Source organism: Georgenia daeguensis, assembly GCF_039537705.1.
Lineage (GTDB): Bacteria > Actinomycetota > Actinomycetes > Actinomycetales > Actinomycetaceae > Georgenia > Georgenia daeguensis.
Map to the genome: position 1 here is coordinate 80210 of NZ_BAABBA010000003.1, position 22730 is coordinate 102939.

Here is a 22730-nt window from a genome sequence, read left to right on the forward strand (position 1 = left end):
CCTAGGGGGGCCTGGAAAGGGCATAGACGTGGCTGACACCAAGGTTGACGAGGGATACCCGCCCCAGGGGTGGTACCCCGACCCGGAGGACTCCTCCTACCTGCGACGGTGGGACGGTGGCGCCTGGACCGACGAGCGCGTGCCCGCCTCGCGGGGCCGTCGCCGGCTGCGCGCCCAGGACCACAGCGATGCGGCGAGCGCCTCCGCGGGCAGCCCCACTGCCGCCGGCACCCCCACCGAAGCCGTGGCCCCCGGGTCCGCGCCGGCAGCCGCCCTTGCTGCGGGCCAGCACGCCGCGGCGCCTGCACCGAGCACGCGCGACCTCGAGGTCGAGCTCCTCCGGCGCGAGGCCGAGATCGACCGCCTCGCCGAGCGGGAGCAGGGGTTGGTCCAGGCGGTCGAGCGCCGGCGGGCGGAGATCGCGGAGATCGCCGACCGCGAGGAGGCGCTCATCCAGCGGCTGCGCCAGGCTCGTGAGGACCTCGCGCAGGTCGAGCGGCAGGTCGCGGCCGCCGGTGCGGCGGAGGCCCGGCTCGCCGAGCTGAGCGCGGCGGAAGCCTCGACCACGCAGGAGGTCGACCGCCGTCGGGCCGAGCTCGCCGGCCTCGACCGGGAGGTGGCCGAGGTACGCGCCCGCACCGAGGCCGAGCGCGCCGAGGCGCAGCGCATTGCGGAGGCCGAGCGCGCGGACGTCCAGCGTCAGATCGAGGTCGAGCGTGCCGAGCACGAGAGACTCCGCGCCGCCGTCGACCAGGTCCGCGAGGACCACGCCGCGGCCGCGGCCGAGGCCGACGCGACCGCCCGGGTGCTCGAGGACCTGACCCGCCGTCGCGAGAACCTCGCCCGGGAGCACGACGCCCTGACCCAGGAGCACGAGGAGCTGGTCCGCCGGCACAGCGGGGTCGTCGCCGAGCACGGCGAGCTGACCCGGCTGTACGAGGACCTGACCCGACGGCACGACGAGGTCGCCGGCCAGCTCGAGGCGCGGCGTGCCGAGCTCCACGAGGTCGAGACCCGCCTGGCCGAGGCACGGACAGAGCTCGTCGACCTCGGCGAGCGCGTCGCGGCCCAGGATCTCGGGCTCTACGACTACAAGCACCCCGCCGAGGACTCGGTCTTCCTGGCCACCCAGCTCGCCGGGCTGCGCGAGGCCATCGTCCAGACCCTCCGCGCCGGCGAGGCGATCACCGCACCTACGAACTTCAAGCTGGGCCACTCGGCGGCCAAGGGCCAGCAGGTCGTGGCGGAGGTGAGCGCGCTGAGCCTGCGCGCGTACAACGCCGAGGCCGAGAACGCGGTGCGCACCGCCGGCCCGGGTGGGATCGACGGCGCGCTGACCCGCCTCATCCGCGCCCGCGACGCCGTCTCGCGCCACGGCGCGTGGCTCGGGGTGGCGATCACCGAGCGGTACCACGCGCTGCGGGCCCAGGAGATCGAGATGGCGGGCGAGTACAAGATCCGCAAGGAGCGCGAGGCCGCCGCTGCCGCCGCCGCTCCTGCCGCCGGCGCGCCCGGTGGCGTGGTGCGGGAGTACATCCCCGGCGAAGGCGCCGGGCCTCGCGAGTACGTGCCGGGGGCGGGGTACGGCGCCGGCGGTGCTGGGTACGGCACCGGCAGCCCCGGGTACGGCAACGGTGGCCCCGGGTACGTGCCAGGAACGCCCGGCCCCTCGTACGGGGCGTCGTGGGAGTCGCCGTCGCCCGCGGCTCCGGTGAGCTCGAACGGCCGGTCCGGCCACTAACGGGAAGGAGCCGACGTGGACAACGACGTGCACCGCAGCTACCCACCCCCGGCGCCCGAGGACCGTGTCGACGGCGACCTCGACGACGCTGCTGACGACGGCGACCTCGACGGCGCCCGCGGCAGCGAACCCGGCGGCGACCGCGACCGCGCCCACGACGCCGGACCCGCCGGAACCAGCTCGAGGGGCGGGGGAGCGAGACATCGTCTCGCGCCTCCGACGCCCGACCAGCGCGTGGAGCTGACGCACCACTCCTACCTGCCGTGGGTGGTCCTCGTCACGCTCCTCGGCATGGCCGTGGCGGTCTACTTCTTCCTCTGATCGCGCCTTTCTCCTCTGGTCTCCACGATCTGAGGCGCGGTCGGTGGTCACGGGCGGAGGCGCGCCGTCCCGGCGCCGACATGCCCGCCCGCGCCCCGATGTGGGTGGTCTGCGAAAGGCTGCCCACATCGCGTCGACGGGCGGGGGACGACGCCGCCGGGAGCGTCCTCGCGACCGGGCGTCCCGGTTCTCGGCGCGGTTGACAAGTGCATTCGTAGGTCGAACACTGGGAGGTGGATCGAACGTGCGTTCGACAAGGTGTGGTGAGGGATGTGAGGAGGAGTCATGACGACTTCGCTCACCGCCGTGCCGGACGGTCCGGAACTGGTCGTCCGTCCCGCGCACCGGCCCTCCCACGCTGACCCGCACGCCCGCCTCGCCGCCGCCCGGGCAGCGCTCAACCGCGCCGAGACCGCCGCCGGACTGCGGACCCGCCTGGGCGGCCCCGGGCTGAGCACCAGCCCCGTCCTCACGGGAGAGTCCGCCCTGTCGGCCGTGCCCGCCCCCGCGGTGACCGGTCCGCCGCTCACGCACCCCTCGGCCGGCCCGGAGGGCGGGCACCGGTCGGCCGTGCCGGCGCCTGACCTCTTCGGTCCCGGCGCGGACCGGAGCCTGCCCGTCCCGCAGGTCCTGGCCCCGGTCTTTCCCGGTGGCGCTCTCGCGCGCGGCAGCGTGGTCCAGGTGTCCGGGTCCACCTCCGTGCTGCTCGCCCTCGCCGCGGCGGCCGCCACGGACGGCGCCTGGTGCGCGCTCGCCGCCATGCCGGACATCGGCTGGCGGGCCGCCGCCGGGGCCGGGCTGGCCCTGGACCGGGTGGCCGTGGTGCCCGCCCCCGGGCCCGACGCCGCAGCCGTGGTCGGGGCGCTGACCGACGGCTTCGACGTGCTCGTCGTCGGCCGCTGCCCCGCGCTGGGGGAGCGGGACCGCCGTTCGATCGCCGCCCGCGTGCGCACCCGGGGTGCCGTGCTGCTGAGCACCCACGACTGGCCGGGCGCGCACCTGGTGCTGCGCGCCACGCGGTCGGGCTGGGAGGGACTCGGTCAGGGCTGGGGGCACCTGGTCGACCAGGAGCTCACCGTGCGGGCCACCGGCCGGGCGGGCGCCGCCGTGGCGCGCGAGGTCCAGGTCCGCGTCGGGCCCGACGGGCTGGGCGGCGTCGGCGAGGTCCCGGCCGCGGGCGCGCGTGCGGACGACGGGGCCCCGACGGCGGACGTCCGGCCGCTGCTGCGGGCGGTGTGACGTGGCGCCGGCAGGGGCCGCGCGCCGGGTGGTCCTGTGGGTCCCCGACTGGCCGGTGGCGGCCGCCGTCGCCGAGGGGCTGGTGGACCCGCAGCTCCCCGTCGCGGTGCACGACAACCGCGGCGTCGTCGTCGCCTCCGCCGCGGCCCGCGCGGCCGGGGTCCGCCGCGGCATGCGGCGGCGCAGCGCCCAGCAGCTCTGCCCCGAGCTGGTGCTTCTGGCCGCCGACCAGGTGCGCGACGCCCGCGCCTTCGAGCCGCTCGTGCAGGCCGTGGAGACCGTCGTCGCCGAGGTCGAGGTGGTCCGGCCGGGCATGGTGGTCTTCCTCGCCCGCGGCCCCGTGCGGCACGTGGGTTCCGAGGACGCCCTGGCCGAGCTGCTGATCGGGACCGTGGCCACCGAGACGGGGGCCGAGTGCCAGGTGGGCGTCGGCGACGGGCTGCTCACCGCCATGCTCGCGGCCCGCGCCGGGGTGCTCGTGCCGCCCGAGGCCTCCGCGGCGTTCCTCGCCGGGCAGGACGTCGGCGCGCTGGGCCTCGCCGCGAGCACCCGGCAGGCGAGCGCCGAGACCGCCGAGCTGGTGGACCTGCTGCGCCGCCTCGGCCTGCGCACGCTCGGGGCCTTCGCGGCGCTGGAGGCCGGCGACGTCGCCGCCCGGTTCGGCACCCGTGGGCTGGTCGCCCACCGGCTCGCCCGCGGTCTCGACACCCTTCCGCCCACCTCCCGCCGTCCCGAGGACGACGTCCTGACGGCCACCGAGCTCGACCCGCCCGCCGAGCGCGCCGACGTCGCCGCCTTCGCCGCCCGTGCCCTCGCCGAGCAGCTCTCCGAGCGCATGCTGCGCCGCGGGGTGGTCTGCGCGCGCCTGCAGGTCGCGGCGCGCACCGAGGACGGCACCGAGCTGGTGCGCACCTGGAGCATCGACGGCGCCCCCACCGCCGCCGAGCTGACCGACCGGGTGCGCTGGCAGCTCGAGGGATGGCTGTCCGGGCGCAGCGGGCGTCCGCCGTCGGCGCCGCTGACGCACCTCGAGCTCGTCGCCCAGGAGGTCAGCCCCGCCGGCGCGGTCCAGGACGGCCTGTGGGGCCGGGCCCGCCGGGGCGAGGCGCAGGCCGGCCGGGCCGCCCTGCGCGTCCAGGGCCTGCTCGGCGCCGAGGGTGTTCTCGTCCCGGTGCTGCAGGGCGGCCGGGACCCGCGGGCGGCAGCCCGGCTGGTCGCCTGGGGGGACGACGCCGCGCCCCTGCGCCGCACCGACGCGCCCTGGCCGGGGCAGGTCCCCGCACCCTGGCCGGCCACCGTGCCCACCGAGCCGGTGCCAGTGCGACTGGTCGACGCCGTCGGCGCCGAGGTCCGGGTGGACGCGCGCGGCACCGCGAGTGCGCCACCCGCCCGGGTGCTCGTGCCCGCGCCACCTGCCGGGAAGGGGACGGTCGCGGCCCCGCCGGTCCCCGCGGGCGAGTACCCGCTGCTCGCCTGGGCGGGGCCGTGGCACGGCACTGAGCGGTGGTGGTCGGAGCAGGGGCGGCGCCGCGCCTACGTCCAGGTGGTCCCGGAGGGGGCGCCGGCGCTGCTGCTCGCCGTCGACCGCGGGCGGTGGCAGGTCGAGGGGGTCTACGACTGAGACGGGCGCTGCGCCCGGCCCGGCGAAAGCCCTGGTGCCGGGCCCGCGGAGGGGGCAGGATCGCGGCATGACCGTCTGGATCTGCCGCACCTGCGCCGTCGAGCACGCCGACACGGAGGCGCCGCCGGAGATCTGCGAGATCTGCTCCGACGAGCGGCAGTGGGTGCCGGCCACCGGGCAGTCCTGGACCACGATCGACGAGCTGCGCGAGCTCGGCCACCTCGTCGCCGTCCATGAGGTCGAGCCGGGACTGCTCGGCCTCGTCGTCGAGCCGCACGTGGGGATCGGCCAGCAGGCACTGCTCGCGTGCACACCGGACGGGAACGTGCTCTGGGACCCGATCGGGTACGTCGACGACGACGCCGTGCGCCAGGTGCGCCGGGCGGGCGAGGTGGTGGCGATCGCCGCGAGCCACCCGCACATGTTCGGTGCCCAGGTCGAGTGGAGCCGGGCGCTCGGCGGAGTGCCGGTCCTCGTCAACCAGTCGGACGCCCGCTGGCTCGCCCGAGAGGACGACGCGGTGCGCTACTGGTCCGGCACGGTCTCGCCCGTCCCGGACGTCGTGATCCACCAGATCGGCGGGCACTTCCCGGGCAACGCGGTCGCCGTCTGGACCGGGGAGGACGGCACGGGCGTCCTGCTCTGCGGGGACACCGTGGGGCCCAACCCGGACCGGGCGACCGTGGCGTTCATGCGCAGCTACCCCAACAGGGTCCCGCTCTCCGGCGCGGTGGCGCAGCGGGTCGCCCGCGACATCCTCGAGCTCGACTTCGACCGGATCTACGGCAACTTCGGCAACGCCATCCCGCGGGAGGGCAGGGCAGCCGTGCGCCGCAGCGCGGACCGGCACGCCGCCTGGGTCCGCGGCGACCACGACCACCTCACCTGAGGCGGCCCGGAGCCGAGGGTCAGCTCGCCGGCGGGACCTGGTACAGCTCGTCCTCGGCCCAGCCCTCGCCGACCGCCAGGTCGTACTGGACGAGCCGGTAGTCCTCGAGCAGCTCCCGCGCCCGCGGCGACAGGTCCGCGGCGGTGATCTCGCGGCCCTGCGGGTCCAGCATGATCCCGCGCTCGGCCGCCGGGACCTCCTCGGCGATCTGGGCGAGGAGCGCGTCGTAGGGGGTCACCGGCGCGTTCGCCGCCGTCAGCAGCTGGCCCAGCAGCTGGTTGGGTCCGAGCAGCTCGCCCGGCGGGTCGACGGGTGCGGTCTCGAAGTTGGCCCAGACGAACCACGGGGTCTCGTACATGGTCTGGCCGGGGTTGCGGTTCCAGATCTGGTTGGACCAGATGGCGGGGGAGTGGTCGCCGTAGAACAGCACGATCGTGCGCTCGTCGAGCGCCTGGAGGTCGGTGACCAGCTGCTCGACCGCCTCGTCGCTGTACCTCAGGCCCCGCAGGTACTGGCCGACGTTGCGCCGGTCCACCGGCGGGAGCGCGCCCTCGACCTCGATCGGGTCGTCGTACTTGCCGTCGTACGGGCGGTGGTTCTGCATGGTCACCACGTTGACGACCATCGGGTCCTGTGACGCCTCGAGCTCGTCCACCACGCGGGTGAAGGTGCCGGCGTCGGAGATGAACGGGTTGTCCTCCACCCGCTCGGCGTCGGCCATGTCGTCCTCGAACGCCGCGCGCTCGAAGCCGAAGGTCTCGTAGACCTCGTCGCGCCGGTAGAAGCTGCGCTGGTAGGGGTGGATCGCGACGGCGGCGTGGTCGGTGCCGACCGACCGCAGCAGCGAGGGGAAGTCTTCCTCGTACGGCACGAGCATCTGGTACGGCGTGTGCATCTGCTCGCGGAAGTTGCTCAGCGACATCCCGGTCAGCACCTCGAACTCGACGTTCGCGGTGCCGCCGCCGTAGTCGGAGCTGAGCATCCTGCCCGAGGGAGTCTGCGCCATGAGGGCGCGCGTGAAGGGGATGGGGTCCTCGGACAGCTCGAGGCCGCTCAGCCGGGTGGGGTCGGTGAAGGACTCGCTGAGCACGACGACGACGTTCGTGTCCGCCAGCGCCCCGGCGTCGCGGGAGGCGTTGGTCCGGGCGGCGACGGCGGCGTACTTCTCCGTGACCTCCCGCATGGCGGCCTCGGTGTACCCGTCGGGCCGCTCCATGGCCGTGCCGGGCATGTTGTAGAGCACGCCGGAGACGAACCCGTTCTCCGCGTAGTTCTCCACCTGGTTCCAGCGCGCCCAGGTGGGGCCGGAGCGCTCCCACAGCGCCCGCAGCGGGTTGCCGTCCTCGTTGAAGGCACCCGCCGTCGCGAGCATGCCGACGGCGAGGAGCCCGGCCGCGGCTCGCGGGGCGAGCGCCCGCAGTCGCTCACGTGGGGTCAGCCGCGCCCGTCGAGGCCCGCCGGACCGCCGCCGCCGTCGTCGAAGAAGCAGCGCGACGGCCACCGCCGCGAGCGCGAGGGCGGCGAGCCCGGCCAGCACGAGACCCGGCGCGACGCCGATGCTCTGCAGGAGCAGCCCGGCCTCGCCCAGGTACTCGATGTCGGTGGGGTAGAGCGGCTCCCCGCGCATCAGCATCTTCTGGTAGTCCGCGAAGGCGATGACGCCCCCGACGGCGACGCTCAGGAGGGCCGTCAGCCAGAGCCGGCCGACGACCGCGTGGATGAGCACGACCGCCGCCCACACGACCAGGACCTCGAGCGCCAGCTGGTCCGTCCGCCACATGGCGACCCGCTCGAGGGGCGGGATCCAGGGGTCGGTCCGCACGTGCACCAGCTCGAGGATCATCGTGACGACGACGGCGACCGCGAGGGTCAGCGCCGTCACCGGGACGGCCCTCCCGGCCGCGTCGACCACGCGCCGCAGCCACGGCAGCCGCGGGCGCGCGGGGCCGCGGCCTTCGGGGGTCTCGGCCGGCGTGACGTTGGCGTCGGTGGTGCGCGTGGCGCTGGAGGTCTGGAGCATCGGAGCCGTTCGATCGGGGGGCTGCGCGGCCGCGGGCTGCCGCTTTTCTACGCCGTCGCGTGGATGAACGCTATCTGAATCTCGGATGAACTCCGTGTGTCCGCGGGCGATGCGGGCGAGGTGGCTGTCCGTGGCGATGCCGCTGTCGGACTTTGTACGGGACGGGTTCTCCCGGCGTGTCGAACAACAGTTCGATATGATGGTGACGTGCCGATCGTCCCGTACGCCGAGCTGCACGCGCACTCGGCCTTCAGCTTCCTCGACGGCGCGAACCTCCCCGAGGAGCTCGCCGCCGAGGCGGCCCGGCTGCGCCTGTCCGGGCTGGCGCTGACCGACCACGACGGGCTCTACGGCGTGGTGCGTCTGGCCGAGGCGGCCCGGACGCTCGGGCTGCCCACCGTGCTCGGCGCCGAGCTGAACCTCGGCACCACGGGGCGGGCGGGCGCCCACGAGGGGCCCGGCGGGGTGCCCGGCATGAGCGGGCGCCCCGACCCCGACGGCACCCATCTGCTCGTCCTCGCTCGCGGCCCCGAGGGCTACCGGCGCCTCTCGCGCTCGATCGCCCGCGGGCACCTGGACTCCGGGGCCAAGGGGCGCGCCGAGCTCGACCTCGAGGACCTCGCCGCGCAGGCCGGCGGGGAGTGGCTGGTGCTCACCGGGTGCCGCAAGGGGGCGGTGCGTCGCGCGCTGGAGGGTGGCGCGGGGTCCGCCGCCCGCGCGGAGCTGGACCGGCTCACCGCCCTGTTCGGGCGCGAGAACGTGGCCGTGGAGATCACCGACACCGGCGCGCCGCTGGACTCCTCCCGCAACGACGCCCTCGCCGGCCTCGCCCGCGCCGCCGGCCTGCCGCTGGTCGCCACCGGCGCCGTGCACTGCGCCCGCCCCGCCGACCAGCGCCTCGCCGACGTCCTTGCCGCCACCCGGGCCCGCGCCTCGCTGGACGAGATCGACGGCTGGCTGCCCGCCGCGCCGGCCCACCTGCGCTCGGGCGCCGAGATGGCGGCCCGGCACCACCGGCACCCCCAGGCGGTGCCGACCTCGGTGGCGCTCGCGGCCGAGTGCGCGTTCGACCTGCAGCTCGTGGCCCCGAACCTGCCCCCGCACCCCGTGCCGGACGGGCACACCGAGGCCACCTGGCTGCGCGAGCTGACCTACCGCGGCGCCGCCGAGCGGTACGGGCCGCGCGGGGCGGAGCGCGTGCCGGGCGCCTACGACATGATCGAGCACGAGCTGGAGATCATCACCGACCTGGACTTCCCCGGCTACTTCCTCATCGTCCACGAGATCGTCGGGTTCTGCCGGGACCGGGGGATCCTGTGCCAGGGGCGCGGGTCGGCGGCGAACTCGGCGGTCTGCTACGCGCTCGGGATCACCGCCGTCGACGCCGTGACGCACCGGCTGCTGTTCGAGCGGTTCCTCTCCCCGGGGCGCTCCGGCCCGCCGGACATCGACCTCGACATCGAGTCCGGGCGCCGCGAGGAGGTCATCCAGTTCGTCTACGGCCGCTACGGGCGCGAGCACGCCGCCCAGGTGGCCAACGTCATCTCCTACCGGCCGCGCTCGGCGGTGCGCGACGCCGCCCGGGCGTTCGGCTACGACGTCGGCCAGCAGGACGCCTGGTCCAAGAGCATCGAGCGGTGGCGGTCCCTCGTCCGCCCCGACGGCCAGAACGGCGAGGCTCTCAGCACCCGCGACGGGCGGGCCGCGGGCCCGGCGGACGACGTCGCCGGGATCCCGGCGCCGGTGATCGAGGTGGCCGAGCAGATGCTGCGCCTTCCGAGGCACCTGGGCATCCACTCCGGCGGCATGGTGCTGTGCGACCGGCCGGTCATCGAGGTGTGCCCGGTGGAGTGGGCAACCATGCCGGGGCGCACGGTGCTGCAGTGGGACAAGGACGACTGTGCCGACGTCGGCCTGGTGAAGTTCGACCTGCTGGGGCTGGGGATGCTCACCGCCCTGCGGCTGGCGTTCGAGACGATCAACGCCGGCGGCGGGGCGGCGCGGTGGGGCGTCGACGGCGAGCTCGGCCTGCACAACCTCCCGCAGGAGGACCCGGCCGTGTACGACCTGCTGTGCGCGGCCGACACCGTCGGGGTGTTCCAGGTGGAGTCGCGCGCCCAGATGGCCACGCTGCCGCGGCTGCGGCCGAAGGAGTTCTACGACATCGTCGTCGAGGTGGCGCTCATCCGCCCCGGCCCCATCCAGGGCGACTCCGTCAACCCCTACATCAACCGGCGGCTCGGCCGGGAGAAGGTCACCTACCTCCACCCGCTGCTCGAGCCGGCGCTGTCCAAGACGCTCGGGGTGCCGCTGTTCCAGGAGCAGCTGATGCAGATCGCCATGGACGTGGCGAACTTCAGCCCCGCCGAGGCCGACCAGCTGCGCAAGGCCATGGGGTCCAAGCGCTCCGAGGAGCGGATGGAGGCCCTGCACGGCCGGCTGCTGCTGGGCATGGAGGGCAACGGGGTGCCCCCGGACGTGGCGGAGAAGATCTACGACAAGCTCAAGGCCTTCGCCGACTTCGGCTTCCCCGAGTCGCACTCGTTCTCCTTCGCCTACCTCGTCTACGCGAGCTCCTGGGTCAAGGTCCACCATCCGGAGGCGTTCTACGCCGCGCTGCTCGCCGCCCAGCCCATGGGCTTCTACTCCCCGCAGTCGCTGGTGGCCGACGCCCGCCGCCACGGCGTCGCGGTGCTGCGCGCGGACGTCAACGCCTCCGCGGAGCAGGCGTGCGTCGAGGCCCTGACGACGGCGGAGCTGCGGGCGGACGCGGCCCGTCGCCCGGCCGCGGCGGACGTCGCGCACCTGGTCCACCCCGACCCCGATCTGGCCGTGCGGCTGGGGCTGGCCCCGGTGCGCGGGGTGGGGGAGAAGGTGGCCGGGCGCATCGTCGCCGAGCGCGAGCGGGGCGGTCCGTTCGCGGACCTGGCCGACCTCGCCCGCCGCGTCGACCTCACGGCCGCCCAGCTCGAGGCCCTGGCCACCGCCGGGGCGCTGGGCTGCTTCGGCCTCGAGCGGCGCGAGGCGCTGTGGTCCGCGGGTGTGCTGGCGGGCGAGCACGGGCGCCGGCACACCGGGCGTCGCCCGCGGCGCGGTGACGGCGCCGGGGCAGTGACAGGGGGACGTCCGCCCATGGGGGCGTGGAAGGTGTCCTCTGGCACCCGGAAGATCGCCCAGCGCGACGAGCCGACGGCCGAGGACGTGTGGTTCCAGCCGCCGCTGCCGTTCACCGCGGTGGGGACCGAGGCGCCGTCGTTGCCTGTGATGGACCGGGTGGAGACCGCCGTCGCGGACGTCTGGGCCACCGGGGTGTCACCGGACTCCTTCCCGACGCAGTTCCGGCGGGCCGACCTGGCCGCCGGCGGGGTGCTCACCGTCGCCGAGCTGGCGGACCGGGAGCCGGGGGAGCGCCTGCGGGTCGGTGGCGTGGTCACCCACCGGCAGCGCCCGGGCACCGCCTCGGGGATCACGTTCCTGTCCCTGGAGGACGAGACCGGGCTGCTCAACGTGGTGTGCTCGGCGGGTCTGTGGGCGAAGTACCGCCTGGTGGCCCGCACCAGCGCCGCGCTCGTGGTGCGGGGAACCCTGGAGCGGGCCGACGGCGTGACGAACCTCGTGGCGGACAAGATCGAGCCGCTCAGCCTCACCGTGCCCTCCACCTCACGGGACTTCCGCTAGCACGGCTCCGGCCGGGGCCGGGACTGTGACGCACGGCCAGGACCACGCACACTGAAGGCACACGACGACGTGCCTGCTCCGCACCGCCCGAGGCCGGGGCGCACCGGCCGTCGCACACGCCCGAGGGAAGTGCCGAGATGACAGCCGGGACCGCCACCGAGCTGTGGCAGATGGGTGCCACCGAGCTGGCCGAGAGCGTCAGGTCCGGGCGCGTCTCGTCCGTCGACGTCGTCGAGGCCCACCTCCGGCGCGTCGAGGAGGTCAACCCGGCGGTCAACGCCGTCGTCCGCGTCATGGGCGAGCAGGCGCTCGCCAGCGCGAGGGAGGCCGACCGTGCCGTGGCCGCCGGCGCCGACCTGCCGCGGTTCCACGGTGTCCCGTTCACCGTCAAGGAGCTGATCGACGTCGCCGGCACGCCCACGACGCAGGGCCTCAGGGCGCTGGCGGACGCCTACCCGGCCCGGGACGCCCCGGCCGTCGAGCGGCTGAAGGCCGCCGGGGCGATACCGGTGGGCCGCACGAACATGCCCAGCGGCGCGGTCCGGTGGCACTGCGAGAGCGAGCTGTGGGGAGCCACCCTCAACCCCTGGGACGCCGCGCGGACGCCCGGTGCGTCCAGCGCCGGCGAGGCGGTCGCGATCGCGACGGGCATGAGCCCGCTGGGGCTAGGCAGCGACGGCCTGGGATCGCTCCGCCACCCGGCCCAGTGCTGCGGGATCGCCGTCCTCAAACCCACTCCGGGCCGGATTCCCCTCGCCACCTCCGTCGGACCCGGTGAGATGACCACGATCGGCGTGCAGCTCACCAGCGTCGTCGGCCCGCTGGCGCGCCATGTCGTCGACCTTCGGGCCGCCTTCGAGGTCCTCGCCGGGCCGACGTGGCGGGACCCCTGGACCGTCCCGGCCCCGCTGCTGGGCCCTGCAGTCGACGCGCCGGTCCGCGTCGCCGTCGTCGTCGACCCGGGCGGTCATGGGACCGCCCGACAGGTGCGGGCCGGCGTCCGGAGGGCGGCCGAGGCCCTGGCCGACGCCGGCTACGCCGTCGACGAGGTCGAGCCGCCCGGGATCGACGCCGCGGCGGACGCCCTGCTGGTCATGCTCAGCACCCCCGGCACCCGACTCGGCTACGAGCAGGTGATGAGGCCGGCCGCACCAGACCCCGTGCGCCGGTTCATGACGGACTTCTTCGAGGCCGCCGGCAGTCCGGACGCGTGGGCGGCCGAGCTGGCCTTCATCACCCGGCAGACGCTGCTGCGGCAGTGGGGAGAGTTCCAGGAGACCCGTCCGCTGATCGTCGCCCCGGTCGCCACCGAGGTCCCGGCCCTCGCGGGCACCGACCTGGACGACGGGCAGGTGGCCGAGACGATCCGCACCATGCGCATGACGACGGCCGTCAACGCCCTCGGACTCCCCGCCGTCGCCCTGCCGGTCGGGGTCACGGAGGGGCTCCCGCAGGCGGTCCAGGTGATCGGGCCGCGTTACCGGGAGGACCTGTGCCTGGATGCGGCGGCCGCGATCGAGGACCGGTGCGGCGTCCTCACCCCGATCGACCCGAGATGAGGGGCCGATCATGTCGGTCAGGCGGCTGAGCCCCGAGGACGAGCTGATGCTGCGGCTGGACGACCTCTGGCCGCAGGACATCGGCGCGATCGGGATCCTGGACGGCACGGCACTGCTGGACCCCGACGACGCCCTCCGCATCGACGCGCTTCGCGAGGCCATCGGCGCCAGGCTCGAGCGGGCGCCGCGGTTCCGTCAGCTCATCTGCTCGCCGGGCCGGTTCCGGGGCGGCCCGGTCTGGGTCGACGCCCCCGCCGTCGACCTGCGTCACCACGTCAGGGTGCACGCGCTCCCGAAAGGCAGCGACGAGGGCCAGCTGCTCGGCGCCGTCGAGACCCTGCGGAGCCGCCGCCTCGACCCGTCGCGGCCGCAGTGGGAGATGTGGTTCCTCCCGGGCCTGGCGGAGAACCGGGTCGGCCTGTTCATCAGGTGGCAGCACGCCATCGCCGACGGCCGGGCTGCCGTCTCCCTGCTGGCGGCATTCCTGGACCCGGGGCCGGACGCCGCCCGGCCGGCGGCGGCCGCGTGGACCCCGGCGCCGTGGCCGACCTCGGCCGCGCTGGTGCTCGACCTTCTGGGTCACCGCGCGCGCGGACTCTCGACCATGGCCGGACACCTCCTCCGGCCGCGCGCCACCCTCACCACGATCCGCGACGCCGTCCCCATGCTCCGCGAGACGCTCGCGCAGGAGCCCGGTCCCGAGACGAGCCTGAACCGCCTGGTCGGTCCCGGACGCCGGTTCGCCGTCCTGCGCGCCACCCTGCCCGAGGTCGAGCAGCTCGCGGCCGCCCACGGCGCGACGGTCAACGACGTGCTCCTCGCGATGACCGCCGGAGGGCTCCGCGCCCTCCTGTCGGCCCGGGGCGAGCCCGTCGAGGGAGTCCGGATCCCCGTCTACGTCCCGGTCTCGCTGCGCCCTCGCGCGGGCGGCACGAGCGAGGGCAACCTCATCAGCCAGATGGTCGTCCCCCTCCCTCTCGGTGCCGGGGACCCGAGCGGCCGGCTGCGGCGGATCGCCGGGAGCACCGTCCGCCGCAAGACGGTGACTCGGCCCTCGCTCGGCACCGTGTTCCGGAGCAGGACGATCGGCCGGGTGATGCTCCGGGCGGTCAACCGGCAGCGCGTCAACGTCGAGACCGGCAAGGTCCGCGGTCCGGCCGCACCCGTCTATCTCGCCGGTGCCCACCTCCTCGAGATCTTCCCCGTGCTCAACCTCGTCGGACGGGTCGGTCTCGGCGTCGGCGCGCTGTCCTACGACGGTGCGCTCGAGATCTGCGTCACCGCTGACCGCGACGGCTGTCCCGACCTCGACGTCTTCGTCGACGGCGCCCGCCGCGAGCTCGCGCTCCTCGCCGCGGCTGCGGGCACAACCTCTGCCCCGCGAGCTGCCGGCTCGACGCACCCGCCGGAGCCATGACCAGGTCGGCCTACGCCCGATCCTCGGCGCCGTCGGACTTCTCACCCGTGGCAGGCCGCACCCCGGCGGGAGGCCGCCTGACGAACGGCCGGTGCACGGGGGCGGGCGGGATCCGCGCCGGGTGCGTGGACACCCGCGCGCCGGACGGCGGTCTCGCGACCGCCCCCTCCGGCACCGCGTCCGCGGCATCCTCCTGGACCAGGGCGCGCTCGCCGTCGGACCCCCGGGCGACGACCGCCACGCCGCCCCTGGCGGGCGCGGGGGGAAGGTCCTCCATGGGTGGCTCCACCGTCCGGATCGCCGAGTACACCGCCCACGTGACCGCCAGCAGCGGGATCGCGACGATCGCGCCGAGGAGCCCGCCGAGGAAGGTGCCGGCCGTGACCCCGAGCGCGACCACCACGGGGTGCAGCGAGACCTGCTTGCCCATCACCAGCGGCTCGAGGATGTGGCCCTCGATCTGCCCGATCAGCGCGACGCCGATGGTCACGATGAGCGCGTCGACGAACCCGTTCGCCGCCAGGGCCACGACGGCGGCGACGATCATGGCCGCCGGGGCACCGATGAGGGGGATGAAGGCACCGATGAAGACCAGCACCGACAGGGGCGCGGCGAGCGGCACGCCCACGATCGACAGAAGGATGAACGCCATGACGCCGTCGGCGGTGGCGACGATCATCGTGCCCCGCGCGTAGCCCGAGAAGGTGTACCAGCCCGCCGTCGCGGCCACGTGGGTGCGCTCACGGTTCTTGGACGGCAGCTGGTTGAGGAACCAGCGCCACATGTAGCCGCCGCGGGCGAGGAAGAAGATCGTCAGGAACAGGCTCAGCGCCAGGACGGTGAAGACCAGCGCCACGGCGCCGGCGTTGCTGAGCACCTGGCCGACCAGGTCGCCGGCGTTCTGCTGCACGTAGGTCGTCGCCTGCGCGACGGCCTCGTTGATGGCGTCGTTGAGCTCCGCCTGGGTGAAGTGGAACGGCAGGGGGCCGCTCTCGAAGAACTGCAGGATCGTGTCGATGCCGTCGGAGAACCGGTTCGCCAGCGACTCCCACTGCCCGGCAACCGACGAGATCACGTACGTGAACAGGCCGGCGACCACGAGGAACGAGCCGAGCAGCGCGAGCACCGTCGCGAGGCCCCGGGGCACGTATCTCGCCAGCCACGTGACCATCGGGTCGAGGACGGAGGTGACCACGAGCGAGATGAACACGGCGATGAAGACGATCTGGATCCGGCTGGTCGCGAAGACCACCATGCCGACGACGATGACGATGCCGATGACCAGCCACGCGATCGTGCCGTACTTGCGGATCCAGCGCGGAACGCCGTCCGGCGGGGCGTCGACGTGGGCGGCACGCTCGGGCATCCGCCGCACGCTCACGCGGGCGGCGTGCGAGGGCCGGAAGGTGCGGCTGGCGACGCCGTCGGGCGAGGGGGCCGCGGGAGCCTGGCCGAGCGCCGCCTGCGAGACGACCTGGTCGAGGGAGGTCGGGTGGGAGGGGCGCACCCGGCGCTGGACGCGCCGGCCCACCTGCCGGCTCACCTGACCCAGCAGCTTCCTCGGATCGCGCCTCGCACTCATCGCGATCAGTCTGCCCCAAAAGCGCTGGTCACACCGCGAGGCGCGACCAGGTCCTCCCCTGCGACAGCTCCTCCACGGCGCGCGTGCGGTCGCCCTGCTCGGCGGCCCGCCACAGCGCCGACTCCACCGTGCGCGCCATCGCCCACGCCGCGACCCGCGAGGGGTCCAGCCCGGCCGCCGCGCACACGAGCCGCGACCGGGAACGCAGCAGCCCGGCCGGGCTCTCCTCCCGGAACGGCTCGCCGACCTGCGTCAGCAGCGGCCACGGGTCGAACGCCGGGTCACCCACCATCGGCTTGGGGTCGATCGCGACCCACGTGCGGGCGCCGGTCGCGTCGTCGGCCAGCAGGTTCCCGGGGTTGAGGTCGCCGTGGACGACGACGGCGGAGCCTGCGGTGGCGGGCAGATCCTCCAGCAGGGCGGCCGCCTCGGCGACCAGCCCCGGGTCCGCGCCGAGCGTGCGGCCGTGTCGCTGGGCGCGCTCGCGCACGAGACCGGCGAGGCGCTCCGCATAGGAGGCCACGGTGGCGAGGCCGTCCGCCGACGGCGGCAGCGGTGCGGCGTGCAGCAGCCCGAGCAGCTCACCGGCGACCGCGAGGCGGTCCTCGGGCCGGCGCTCGAGAAGCTCGCGGTCCTCCTCCAGCCCGTGCCCGGGCCGGGCCCGGCGCAGCAGGAGGGTCCAGGTCTCCGGGTCGTGGTCGAGCAGCTGAGGGCCCCCGCGCGCGGACCACAGCCGCAGCGCGGTCGCCTCGCCGGCCGCCTCCTCGTGGGGGAAGACGATCTTGACGACGGCGTCCTCGCCGTCCCGGGTGCGCGCCGGCGCGGTCCAGGCCGCGGCGCCGTTCGGGAACGGCTCGCCGAGGCGCAGGCCCCAGCGGGTCCGGGCACGGTCGACGAGGCCGGGCAGCCGCGTGAGCCAGGCTGCGCCGTCGTCCGTGCTGCCGACCTCACGGGCGAGGGCGTCCGGGACGGTGACCGGCCCCGGACCGCGCTCCTGGGAGCGCGACTCGGCGTCGTCGTCGTCGATCGTCATCCGGTGCGTCCGGGGCTCAGGCGGCGCCGAGGACGGCGGCCAGCTCGTCGGCGTCGCGCACGACGGCGTGGGCGCCGGCATCCTCGCCCGGCTGCGCGTAGCCCCAGTCGACGAGGATGACCGGGATGCCGTGCTCGGTGGCGCCGTCGACGTCGTGGTGGCGGTCCCCGACCATGACGGCGCGCGACACGTCGGCGCCGGCGGCGGCCAGTCCGGCGAGGGCGTCCTCGACGATCTGGGCCTTGGTGGACCGGGACTCGTCCGGCGTCGCGCCGCAGATGACGGTGAACTCGTCGGCCAGGCCGGCGTGCTCGAGGATCGGCACCGCCATGTGGCGCATCTTCGAGGTCGCCACGGCCAGCGGAACCCCGGCGGCGCGGAGGGAGCGGATGAGCTCGGGGACCCCGTCGAAGAGCTCGACGTCGAGCATGCGCTCCGAGTAGAGGGCGCGGTAGTGCGCGACCATTGCCTCGAGGTCCTCCGCGCGCACGCCGCCGAACTCGAGCAGCCCGTCGCGGATGGGCGGACCGACGTGGCGGAGCAGCTGCTCCGGGGTCTCGGGCGGGTAGCCGAACGCGGCGAGGGTCTCCGCGATGGCGCTGGTGATGGCGGGCGCGGAGTCGGTGATGGTGCCGTCGAGGTCGAGCAGCACGGCGGTCGCGTGCAGCGTGGCCGGCGCCTCGGTGGTGGGCGCGGCGGAGTGCAGGGAAGTCAAGGTCGCAATCCTCTCGGAAGGTTAGAACCAGGATATACGCCTTACAACGCGTGAAAACGCGGACATGAAGCCCATCCGTCCGTATTGTGCTCATGGTGTCCAAGGTCACCACCGCAGTCGAGAGTGAATCTCCCAGGTTAAGACGTGCGCCGAAGATCAGGAGTGAAGAATGATCGCTAGGTCGAAATTCGCGAAAGCGTTTGTTTCGGGAGTTTGTTTGATCGTCGCTTTCTACGTATTTCTCTCCGCCGTGCTGGTGGAGCCGTTCGGTGTTCTTCGCTCGCGATTTGATGGGCTTGTCGACGCATCTACCCCATTTTTTGAGCAGCGCTGGAGCTTATTCGCTCCTAATATGCCAATGGAGAACTCTGAATTGCTCGTCCAGGCCGAATACCGGGAAGGTGGCGCGTTGGTGCGTACGGCTTGGGTTAACGTAACGAGGATAGAGTTCCAGGCGGTCGCAGGACACCCCCTGCCGTCTCGTGTCAAGAAGACCTCATGGAATCTGCAGAATCGCTACATGGACGGGTTCCAGCGCCTAGCGGATGTTCAGAAGAGCTTGCTGACTTCGGATATTGAAGGCGATGTCAGGGTAGAACTCGACGCGACCGGTGGGGACGATAAACTGCACGAAAACGTCGCCCTGTATGATGGTTTGCTCCTCGAGTACCTCACGTACTTTATGTCCGCCTACTCGAGCAGGGAAGTCGAGGCGCTGCGGTGGCGGGTGGTGAGCGAAAGTATTCCCGAGCGTAGAAATGTCATCGAGCGGTCCTCCCTAGATACAGACGTTGTCACGTTCGGTTGGCGCGTCGCAGCTAGAGTCGATGACGACTTGATGCTGTCAGCGTTCGAAGACTTGATCCAGAGATATGCGGAGCGGTAATCATGGCCAGAATGGTAGATCGGGGTCGAGCGCTCAACACACTTCTGGATGATGAGCCTGCGCGCGGCATCCGGCGAGTGCACGAGACTCAATGGAAGTCGCTTCGGCTTCGCCTGAGCGAATCGGCGCAACTCGTGGCTGAATGGTTCGTCATCTCGAAGCATGCAACCTACAGTCTGTCGATCCTGCGCATTCTTTATGGGGCGGCGATTGTGTTGCACCTCGTCTCAAACTACAGCAACCGCCACTACTTATGGGGGGCGGGGGTCAACTGGATGGCATCGGAGATGGGCGCTTTCGGCTATACCTCTGCACTCCACATCCTGTTTCCAAGGTCAAATCCGCTCCTTTTTGACTTGAGTTACGGCGTGCTATTCATGCTTGCAGCTCTTTTTGTCATCGGCTGGCGGACCCGCGCCGTAATGCCGATTCTTCTAGCGTTCTGGCTCGGACTTACCTCCAACAATCCCTTGGTTCCAAACAGCGGTGACACGCTGATGCGGCTGACGCTGTTGTTCTTGCTGTTTGCCGATCTCTCTGGGTGCTGGTCCGTAGATTCGTGGAGGCGGCGCCGTCAGGTGCACAAAAGGTCAACACCAGAAACGGTGCAGGTCGTAAGTAACGTTGTTCACAATGGCGCTGTCGTGCTTTGTGGTTACCAGGTGCTACTCGTGTACGTAACTTCCGCATTCTATAAGATCTTGACTGAGGAATGGCGGGCAGGTTCTGCACTGTATTATGCGCTGTCTTTGGATGTCTTCATGCCGCATGAAGGCTTGAGCGAGTTCGTACGTCAGATAACGCCCGTTGTCGTCATCGCTACGGTGGCTACTGTCTGGATCCAGTTCGCCAGTCCCCTGTTGATGCTGAGCAGGCCTCTCCGAGTCTTTGCGTTGCTGTCGCTGTTGGGGATGCATCTGGGAATAGGGTTGCTCTTGGGTCTCTGGCAGTTTTCACTCGTCATGATCGCGCTGGACCTCCTTTTCGTGCGCGACAAGTCGTGGCGATTGGCGATGCGGTGGGCCCAAGAAGTTGGCCTCCTCAAACGGACTGATCGAACCAGGCATGGGCCGATGGCCGGCTGAGGAGGCAGCGTCGGTCTGCGAGGGCCGCCACTTCCATCCTCGGGAGGCGTAAGCAGGGTGTTCCGTGTCACGCTAAAGATGGCTCTGTAGAGGTTCCCGGAAGAGAATTGGATGGCGATGGGCAGGCTCGGTGCACTGGTCAGGTTCGCGGCGGTCGCGGGGCCGACGGTCTGGAAGGTCGTGCAGACGTTCGGGCCCACGCTGACGCGGCTGCGCAAGGACAACCCCGAGGTCTTCGGCGCCGTCGAGAAGCAGGTCCGCAAGCTCGCCGAGGCGCGGCAGGCCGGCAAGAGCCCGGAGGCGCTGCGCCGTCGCATCTCGGCGCTGCGTGACCAGGTCGCCTACCTGCGTGCCTCCGCCGACGACGAGGGCGAGCGGCGCCGGGCCGAGGCCTGGCGCGTCCAGCTCAACAAGATCGAGGCGTCGCTGCCGCTGCTCGGCACGATGAGCACCAAGGTCGCCGCGCGCGAGCGGGCGCACGTGGACCGGCGCATCGACGAGCTGTCCGCGGAGATCCTCGCGGCGTTCATCGACGAGCAGGACGAGGACGCGCGCCAGCTCGAAAGCTGAGTGTCATGCCCGGCGGACGCTGATGCGCCCGGTCAGCGCCTCCCGAACCACCCGCGTCGAGGTCTCGGCCTCTCGAAACGGTCCGCCGACAGACCGGACACGTCGGTGAACGGCTCGTTGCCGAGCACGAGGTCGCGGACCACCTGACCGACGCCCGGCGCGAGTGCGAACCCCTCGCCGCCGAGGCCGACGGCGTACACGAACCCGTGCACCGCCTCCGACCGGCCGATCAGGGGCAGCCCGTCCGGGGTGTCGTCGCAGGTGCAGCACGGGCCACCGTGGGGGACGTCCGCCGTCGCCAGAGCCGGTAGGCGGTCCGCTGCCGCGGCTCTGGCGTCGGAGAGTTCGCTCTCGCGGGAGATCTGGGCGTCGGTGCCCAGCTGTCTCATCACGCCGAAGAGCAGTCCTTCGCCAGCGGGGTGGAGCACGAGGTCAGTCTCGAGGTCGATCGTGTACGGGAACAGCATCCACGGCTCCGGGTCCACATCCGCGGTGTAGAACAGCGACCGCTTCACGGGCCGGACGGGAAGCGGTTGACTGGCCAGGGCGCCGATCTCCGCGGCCCGCAGCTCCTCGCAGTTGACCACGGTGCGCGTGCGGACGGTCCCGGCATCGGTGACGACAGAAGTGATGCCGCCGTGTGCGCACCCAACGGCGGTAACGGGCACGCCCACGCGGACCTGCGCGCCCCTGAGCTCCGCGGCGTCGGTCACGAAGCTTCCGATCAGGTCGCCGTAGACCATCGCGGCCCCGGGTACGAACAGCGCGCCCGCATAGCGGGTGGGATCGATGTAGGGGCACCGGGCGTCCTCGGGGGCGACGACACGGGCGTCCAGCCCTCGTGCGGTCAGCGCCTCGGCGCGCTGCCGCAGCTCAGTCAGGTCGCCGTTCAGCGGCACGAGGCCCAGGAAGCCCTGCTGGTCCCAGGCGATCGACCTGCCGAACCGTTCCTCGAACGCCTGCAGCTCACGGACGCTGCGCACGATCAGGTCGAGCATGGTGGGGTCGGAGCCGCGGACGGCCCCGACCGCACCGAGCCCCGGCCCGGTCGCGCCGTCGCCAGCCTTGTCGCCAGCGCACAGCATGAGCACCTCGACGCCCGCCTCCGCGAGATAGAACGTCGCCGAGGCGGCGATCGCTCCTTCGCCGATCACGACGACGTCGGCTGCGGCCGGGAGCGGCGCGACCCGGTTCATCTTGTCGGCCAACGGACACATCCTTCTCGAGCGACTCGGGGGCAGGTGCGCGTCGACGCGCTTTCCGGAACGTACCGTCCGTTCTGTGGCTGTGTCCGTGATTTTCAAGCCGTGACCGCCATGGCTGTGGCATCTCGCGCAACGTCCGAGCTGGGGCCGCCGCCGGCCGTCGACTGGCGACGGCGGACGGGCAAGTTCCGGCAACCGGATGGTCGGCTCCGGGGGTCGGGTCTAGCGTCAAACCCATGACCTCTTCTCTGATCACCGTCGATCTGCCCGACTCCGTCACGTTCGCCGAGGGCGCGGGCGGACTTCCCGTTCTGGGGGTCTCGACCCCCGTGGCCACCGGCGAGGTGTACCTCCACGGTGCGCACGTGGCGTCGTGGACGCCGGCCGGGCAGGACCCCGTGATCTGGATGAGCAAGGCGAGCATGTTCGCGCCCAGGGAGCCGATCCGCGGCGGCGTCCCGATCTGCTGGCCGTGGTTCGGCCCGGGTCGCGAGCCCGGCCTGGCCCCCGCGCACGGCTTCGCCCGCCTCGCCGACTTCACCCTCGTCGGGGCGGAGGACGCCGACGGCGTCGTCACGCTGACGCTGCGCCTCACGGACGCCGACATTGCCGGGCTCCCGGGCGCGGACATGTGGACCAAGCCCTTCGAGCTCACCTACACGGTGACGTTCGGCGCCGAGCTCACCCTGGCGCTGTCCGTGCGCAACACCGGTTCCGAGGAGTACTCCTACGAGGAGGCCCTGCACACCTACCTCGCCGTCAAGGACGTCACCGCCGTGACGGTCGAGGGGCTCGACGGCGCCCGGTACCTCGACAAGGCGCCCGGCGCCGGCAAGGACCTTGTCACGCAAGAGGGGCCGGTCACCTTCTCCGGCGAGACCGACCGCGTCTACCACTCCACCGGCACGGCCACGGTCGTCGACCCGGCGATGGCCCGCACCATCACCGCGGCCAAGGAGAACTCGGCCAACACCGTCGTGTGGAACCCGTGGACCGCCAAGGCCGCCGCGATGCCCGACTACGACGACGCCGAGTGGCCCACCATGGTGTGCGTCGAGGTCGCCAACGCCCTGGAGAACGCCGTCACCCTGCCCGCGGGGGAGAGCCACACGATGACGGCGCGCTACGCCGTCGCCCCGCGCGTCTGATCCTGCGCGCCAGCCGGATCC

At 72.9% G+C, this 22730-nt stretch carries 17 protein-coding genes; 12 read left to right on the forward strand and 5 right to left on the reverse strand.

What is annotated here, in order from left to right:
- Nucleotides 1-28: 28 nt before the first annotated feature.
- The 5 genes from ABD774_RS03760 (at nt 29) to ABD774_RS03780 (ending at nt 5811) form a co-directional block, all read left to right on the forward strand.
- The gene (locus tag ABD774_RS03760; RefSeq protein WP_345037834.1) at nt 29-1741 is read left to right on the forward strand and encodes an SNIPE associated domain-containing protein; all 1713 of its coding nucleotides are present in this window, start codon (nt 29-31) and stop codon (nt 1739-1741) included.
- 15 nt (nt 1742-1756) lie between these two features.
- The gene (locus ABD774_RS03765; RefSeq protein WP_345037836.1) at nt 1757-2062 is read left to right on the forward strand and encodes a hypothetical protein; all 306 of its coding nucleotides are present in this window, start codon (nt 1757-1759) and stop codon (nt 2060-2062) included.
- 285 nt (nt 2063-2347) lie between these two features.
- Nucleotides 2348-3301 carry a hypothetical protein gene (locus tag ABD774_RS03770; protein ID WP_345037838.1) on the forward strand — a complete coding sequence of 318 codons (954 nt, stop codon included), beginning with the start codon at nt 2348-2350 and terminating at the stop codon, nt 3299-3301.
- Nucleotide 3302: 1 nt separating this feature from the next.
- Complete coding sequence (locus tag ABD774_RS03775; protein ID WP_345037839.1) at nt 3303-4922, forward strand: Y-family DNA polymerase; 1620 nt, start codon at nt 3303-3305, stop codon at nt 4920-4922.
- A gap of 67 nt (nt 4923-4989) precedes the next feature.
- A complete protein-coding gene (locus ABD774_RS03780) occupies nt 4990-5811 on the forward strand; it encodes an MBL fold metallo-hydrolase (RefSeq protein ID WP_345037841.1) in 822 nt (273 codons plus the stop codon).
- Nucleotides 5812-5830: 19 nt separating this feature from the next.
- On the opposite strand, the gene ABD774_RS03785 is transcribed toward ABD774_RS03780, so the two are convergent.
- Nucleotides 5831-7831: an LTA synthase family protein gene (locus tag ABD774_RS03785; protein ID WP_345037843.1), complete on the reverse strand. Its 2001-nt coding sequence runs from the start codon at nt 7829-7831 to the stop codon at nt 5831-5833.
- 207 nt (nt 7832-8038) lie between these two features.
- Between ABD774_RS03785 and ABD774_RS03790 the strand changes: the two genes are divergently transcribed.
- The 3 genes from ABD774_RS03790 (at nt 8039) to ABD774_RS03800 (ending at nt 14485) form a co-directional block, all read left to right on the forward strand.
- Nucleotides 8039-11509 (forward strand): error-prone DNA polymerase, encoded by a 3471-nt coding sequence (locus tag ABD774_RS03790; RefSeq protein WP_486327262.1) that lies wholly within the window; start codon nt 8039-8041, stop codon nt 11507-11509.
- Between the two features lie 137 nt (nt 11510-11646).
- On the forward strand, nt 11647-13068 hold the full coding sequence (locus tag ABD774_RS03795) for an amidase (protein WP_345037845.1): 1422 nt from the start codon (nt 11647-11649) through the stop codon (nt 13066-13068).
- Between the two features lie 10 nt (nt 13069-13078).
- Entirely contained in the window at nt 13079-14485 is a 1407-nt protein-coding gene (locus tag ABD774_RS03800; protein WP_345037847.1) for a wax ester/triacylglycerol synthase domain-containing protein, read from the forward strand.
- Between the two features lie 10 nt (nt 14486-14495).
- Here the strand turns inward: ABD774_RS03800 and ABD774_RS03805 are convergent, their stop codons facing one another.
- Genes ABD774_RS03805 through ABD774_RS03815 form a run of 3 tightly spaced genes read right to left on the reverse strand, consistent with a single transcriptional unit; the run spans nt 14496 to nt 17815 of the window.
- On the reverse strand, nt 14496-16067 hold the full coding sequence (locus ABD774_RS03805; RefSeq protein ID WP_345037849.1) for an AI-2E family transporter: 1572 nt from the start codon (nt 16065-16067) through the stop codon (nt 14496-14498).
- 28 nt (nt 16068-16095) lie between these two features.
- Nucleotides 16096-17100 carry an aminoglycoside phosphotransferase family protein gene (locus ABD774_RS03810; protein WP_345037851.1) on the reverse strand — a complete coding sequence of 335 codons (1005 nt, stop codon included), beginning with the start codon at nt 17098-17100 and terminating at the stop codon, nt 16096-16098.
- Nucleotides 17101-17116: 16 nt separating this feature from the next.
- Nucleotides 17117-17815: an HAD hydrolase-like protein gene (locus ABD774_RS03815; protein ID WP_345037853.1), complete on the reverse strand. Its 699-nt coding sequence runs from the start codon at nt 17813-17815 to the stop codon at nt 17117-17119.
- Between the two features lie 169 nt (nt 17816-17984).
- Between ABD774_RS03815 and ABD774_RS03820 the strand changes: the two genes are divergently transcribed.
- The 3 genes from ABD774_RS03820 to ABD774_RS03830 all read left to right on the forward strand — a co-directional run bounded on the left by ABD774_RS03820 (nt 17985) and on the right by ABD774_RS03830 (nt 20356).
- Nucleotides 17985-18701 (forward strand): DUF5819 family protein, encoded by a 717-nt coding sequence (locus ABD774_RS03820; RefSeq protein WP_345037855.1) that lies wholly within the window; start codon nt 17985-17987, stop codon nt 18699-18701.
- A 2-nt stretch (nt 18702-18703) separates the two neighbouring features.
- Nucleotides 18704-19786, forward strand: a complete 1083-nt coding sequence (locus tag ABD774_RS03825) for an HTTM domain-containing protein (RefSeq protein WP_345037857.1) — start codon at nt 18704-18706, stop codon at nt 19784-19786.
- A 111-nt stretch (nt 19787-19897) separates the two neighbouring features.
- Entirely contained in the window at nt 19898-20356 is a 459-nt protein-coding gene (locus tag ABD774_RS03830) for a hypothetical protein (protein ID WP_345037859.1), read from the forward strand.
- 32 nt (nt 20357-20388) lie between these two features.
- Here ABD774_RS03830 and ABD774_RS03835 read toward each other — a convergent pair whose 3' ends face one another.
- Nucleotides 20389-21564 (reverse strand): NAD(P)/FAD-dependent oxidoreductase, encoded by a 1176-nt coding sequence (locus ABD774_RS03835; RefSeq protein WP_345037861.1) that lies wholly within the window; start codon nt 21562-21564, stop codon nt 20389-20391.
- 233 nt (nt 21565-21797) lie between these two features.
- Between ABD774_RS03835 and ABD774_RS03840 the strand changes: the two genes are divergently transcribed.
- Nucleotides 21798-22709 carry a D-hexose-6-phosphate mutarotase gene (locus tag ABD774_RS03840; RefSeq protein ID WP_345037862.1) on the forward strand — a complete coding sequence of 304 codons (912 nt, stop codon included), beginning with the start codon at nt 21798-21800 and terminating at the stop codon, nt 22707-22709.
- Nucleotides 22710-22730 lie beyond the last annotated feature (21 nt).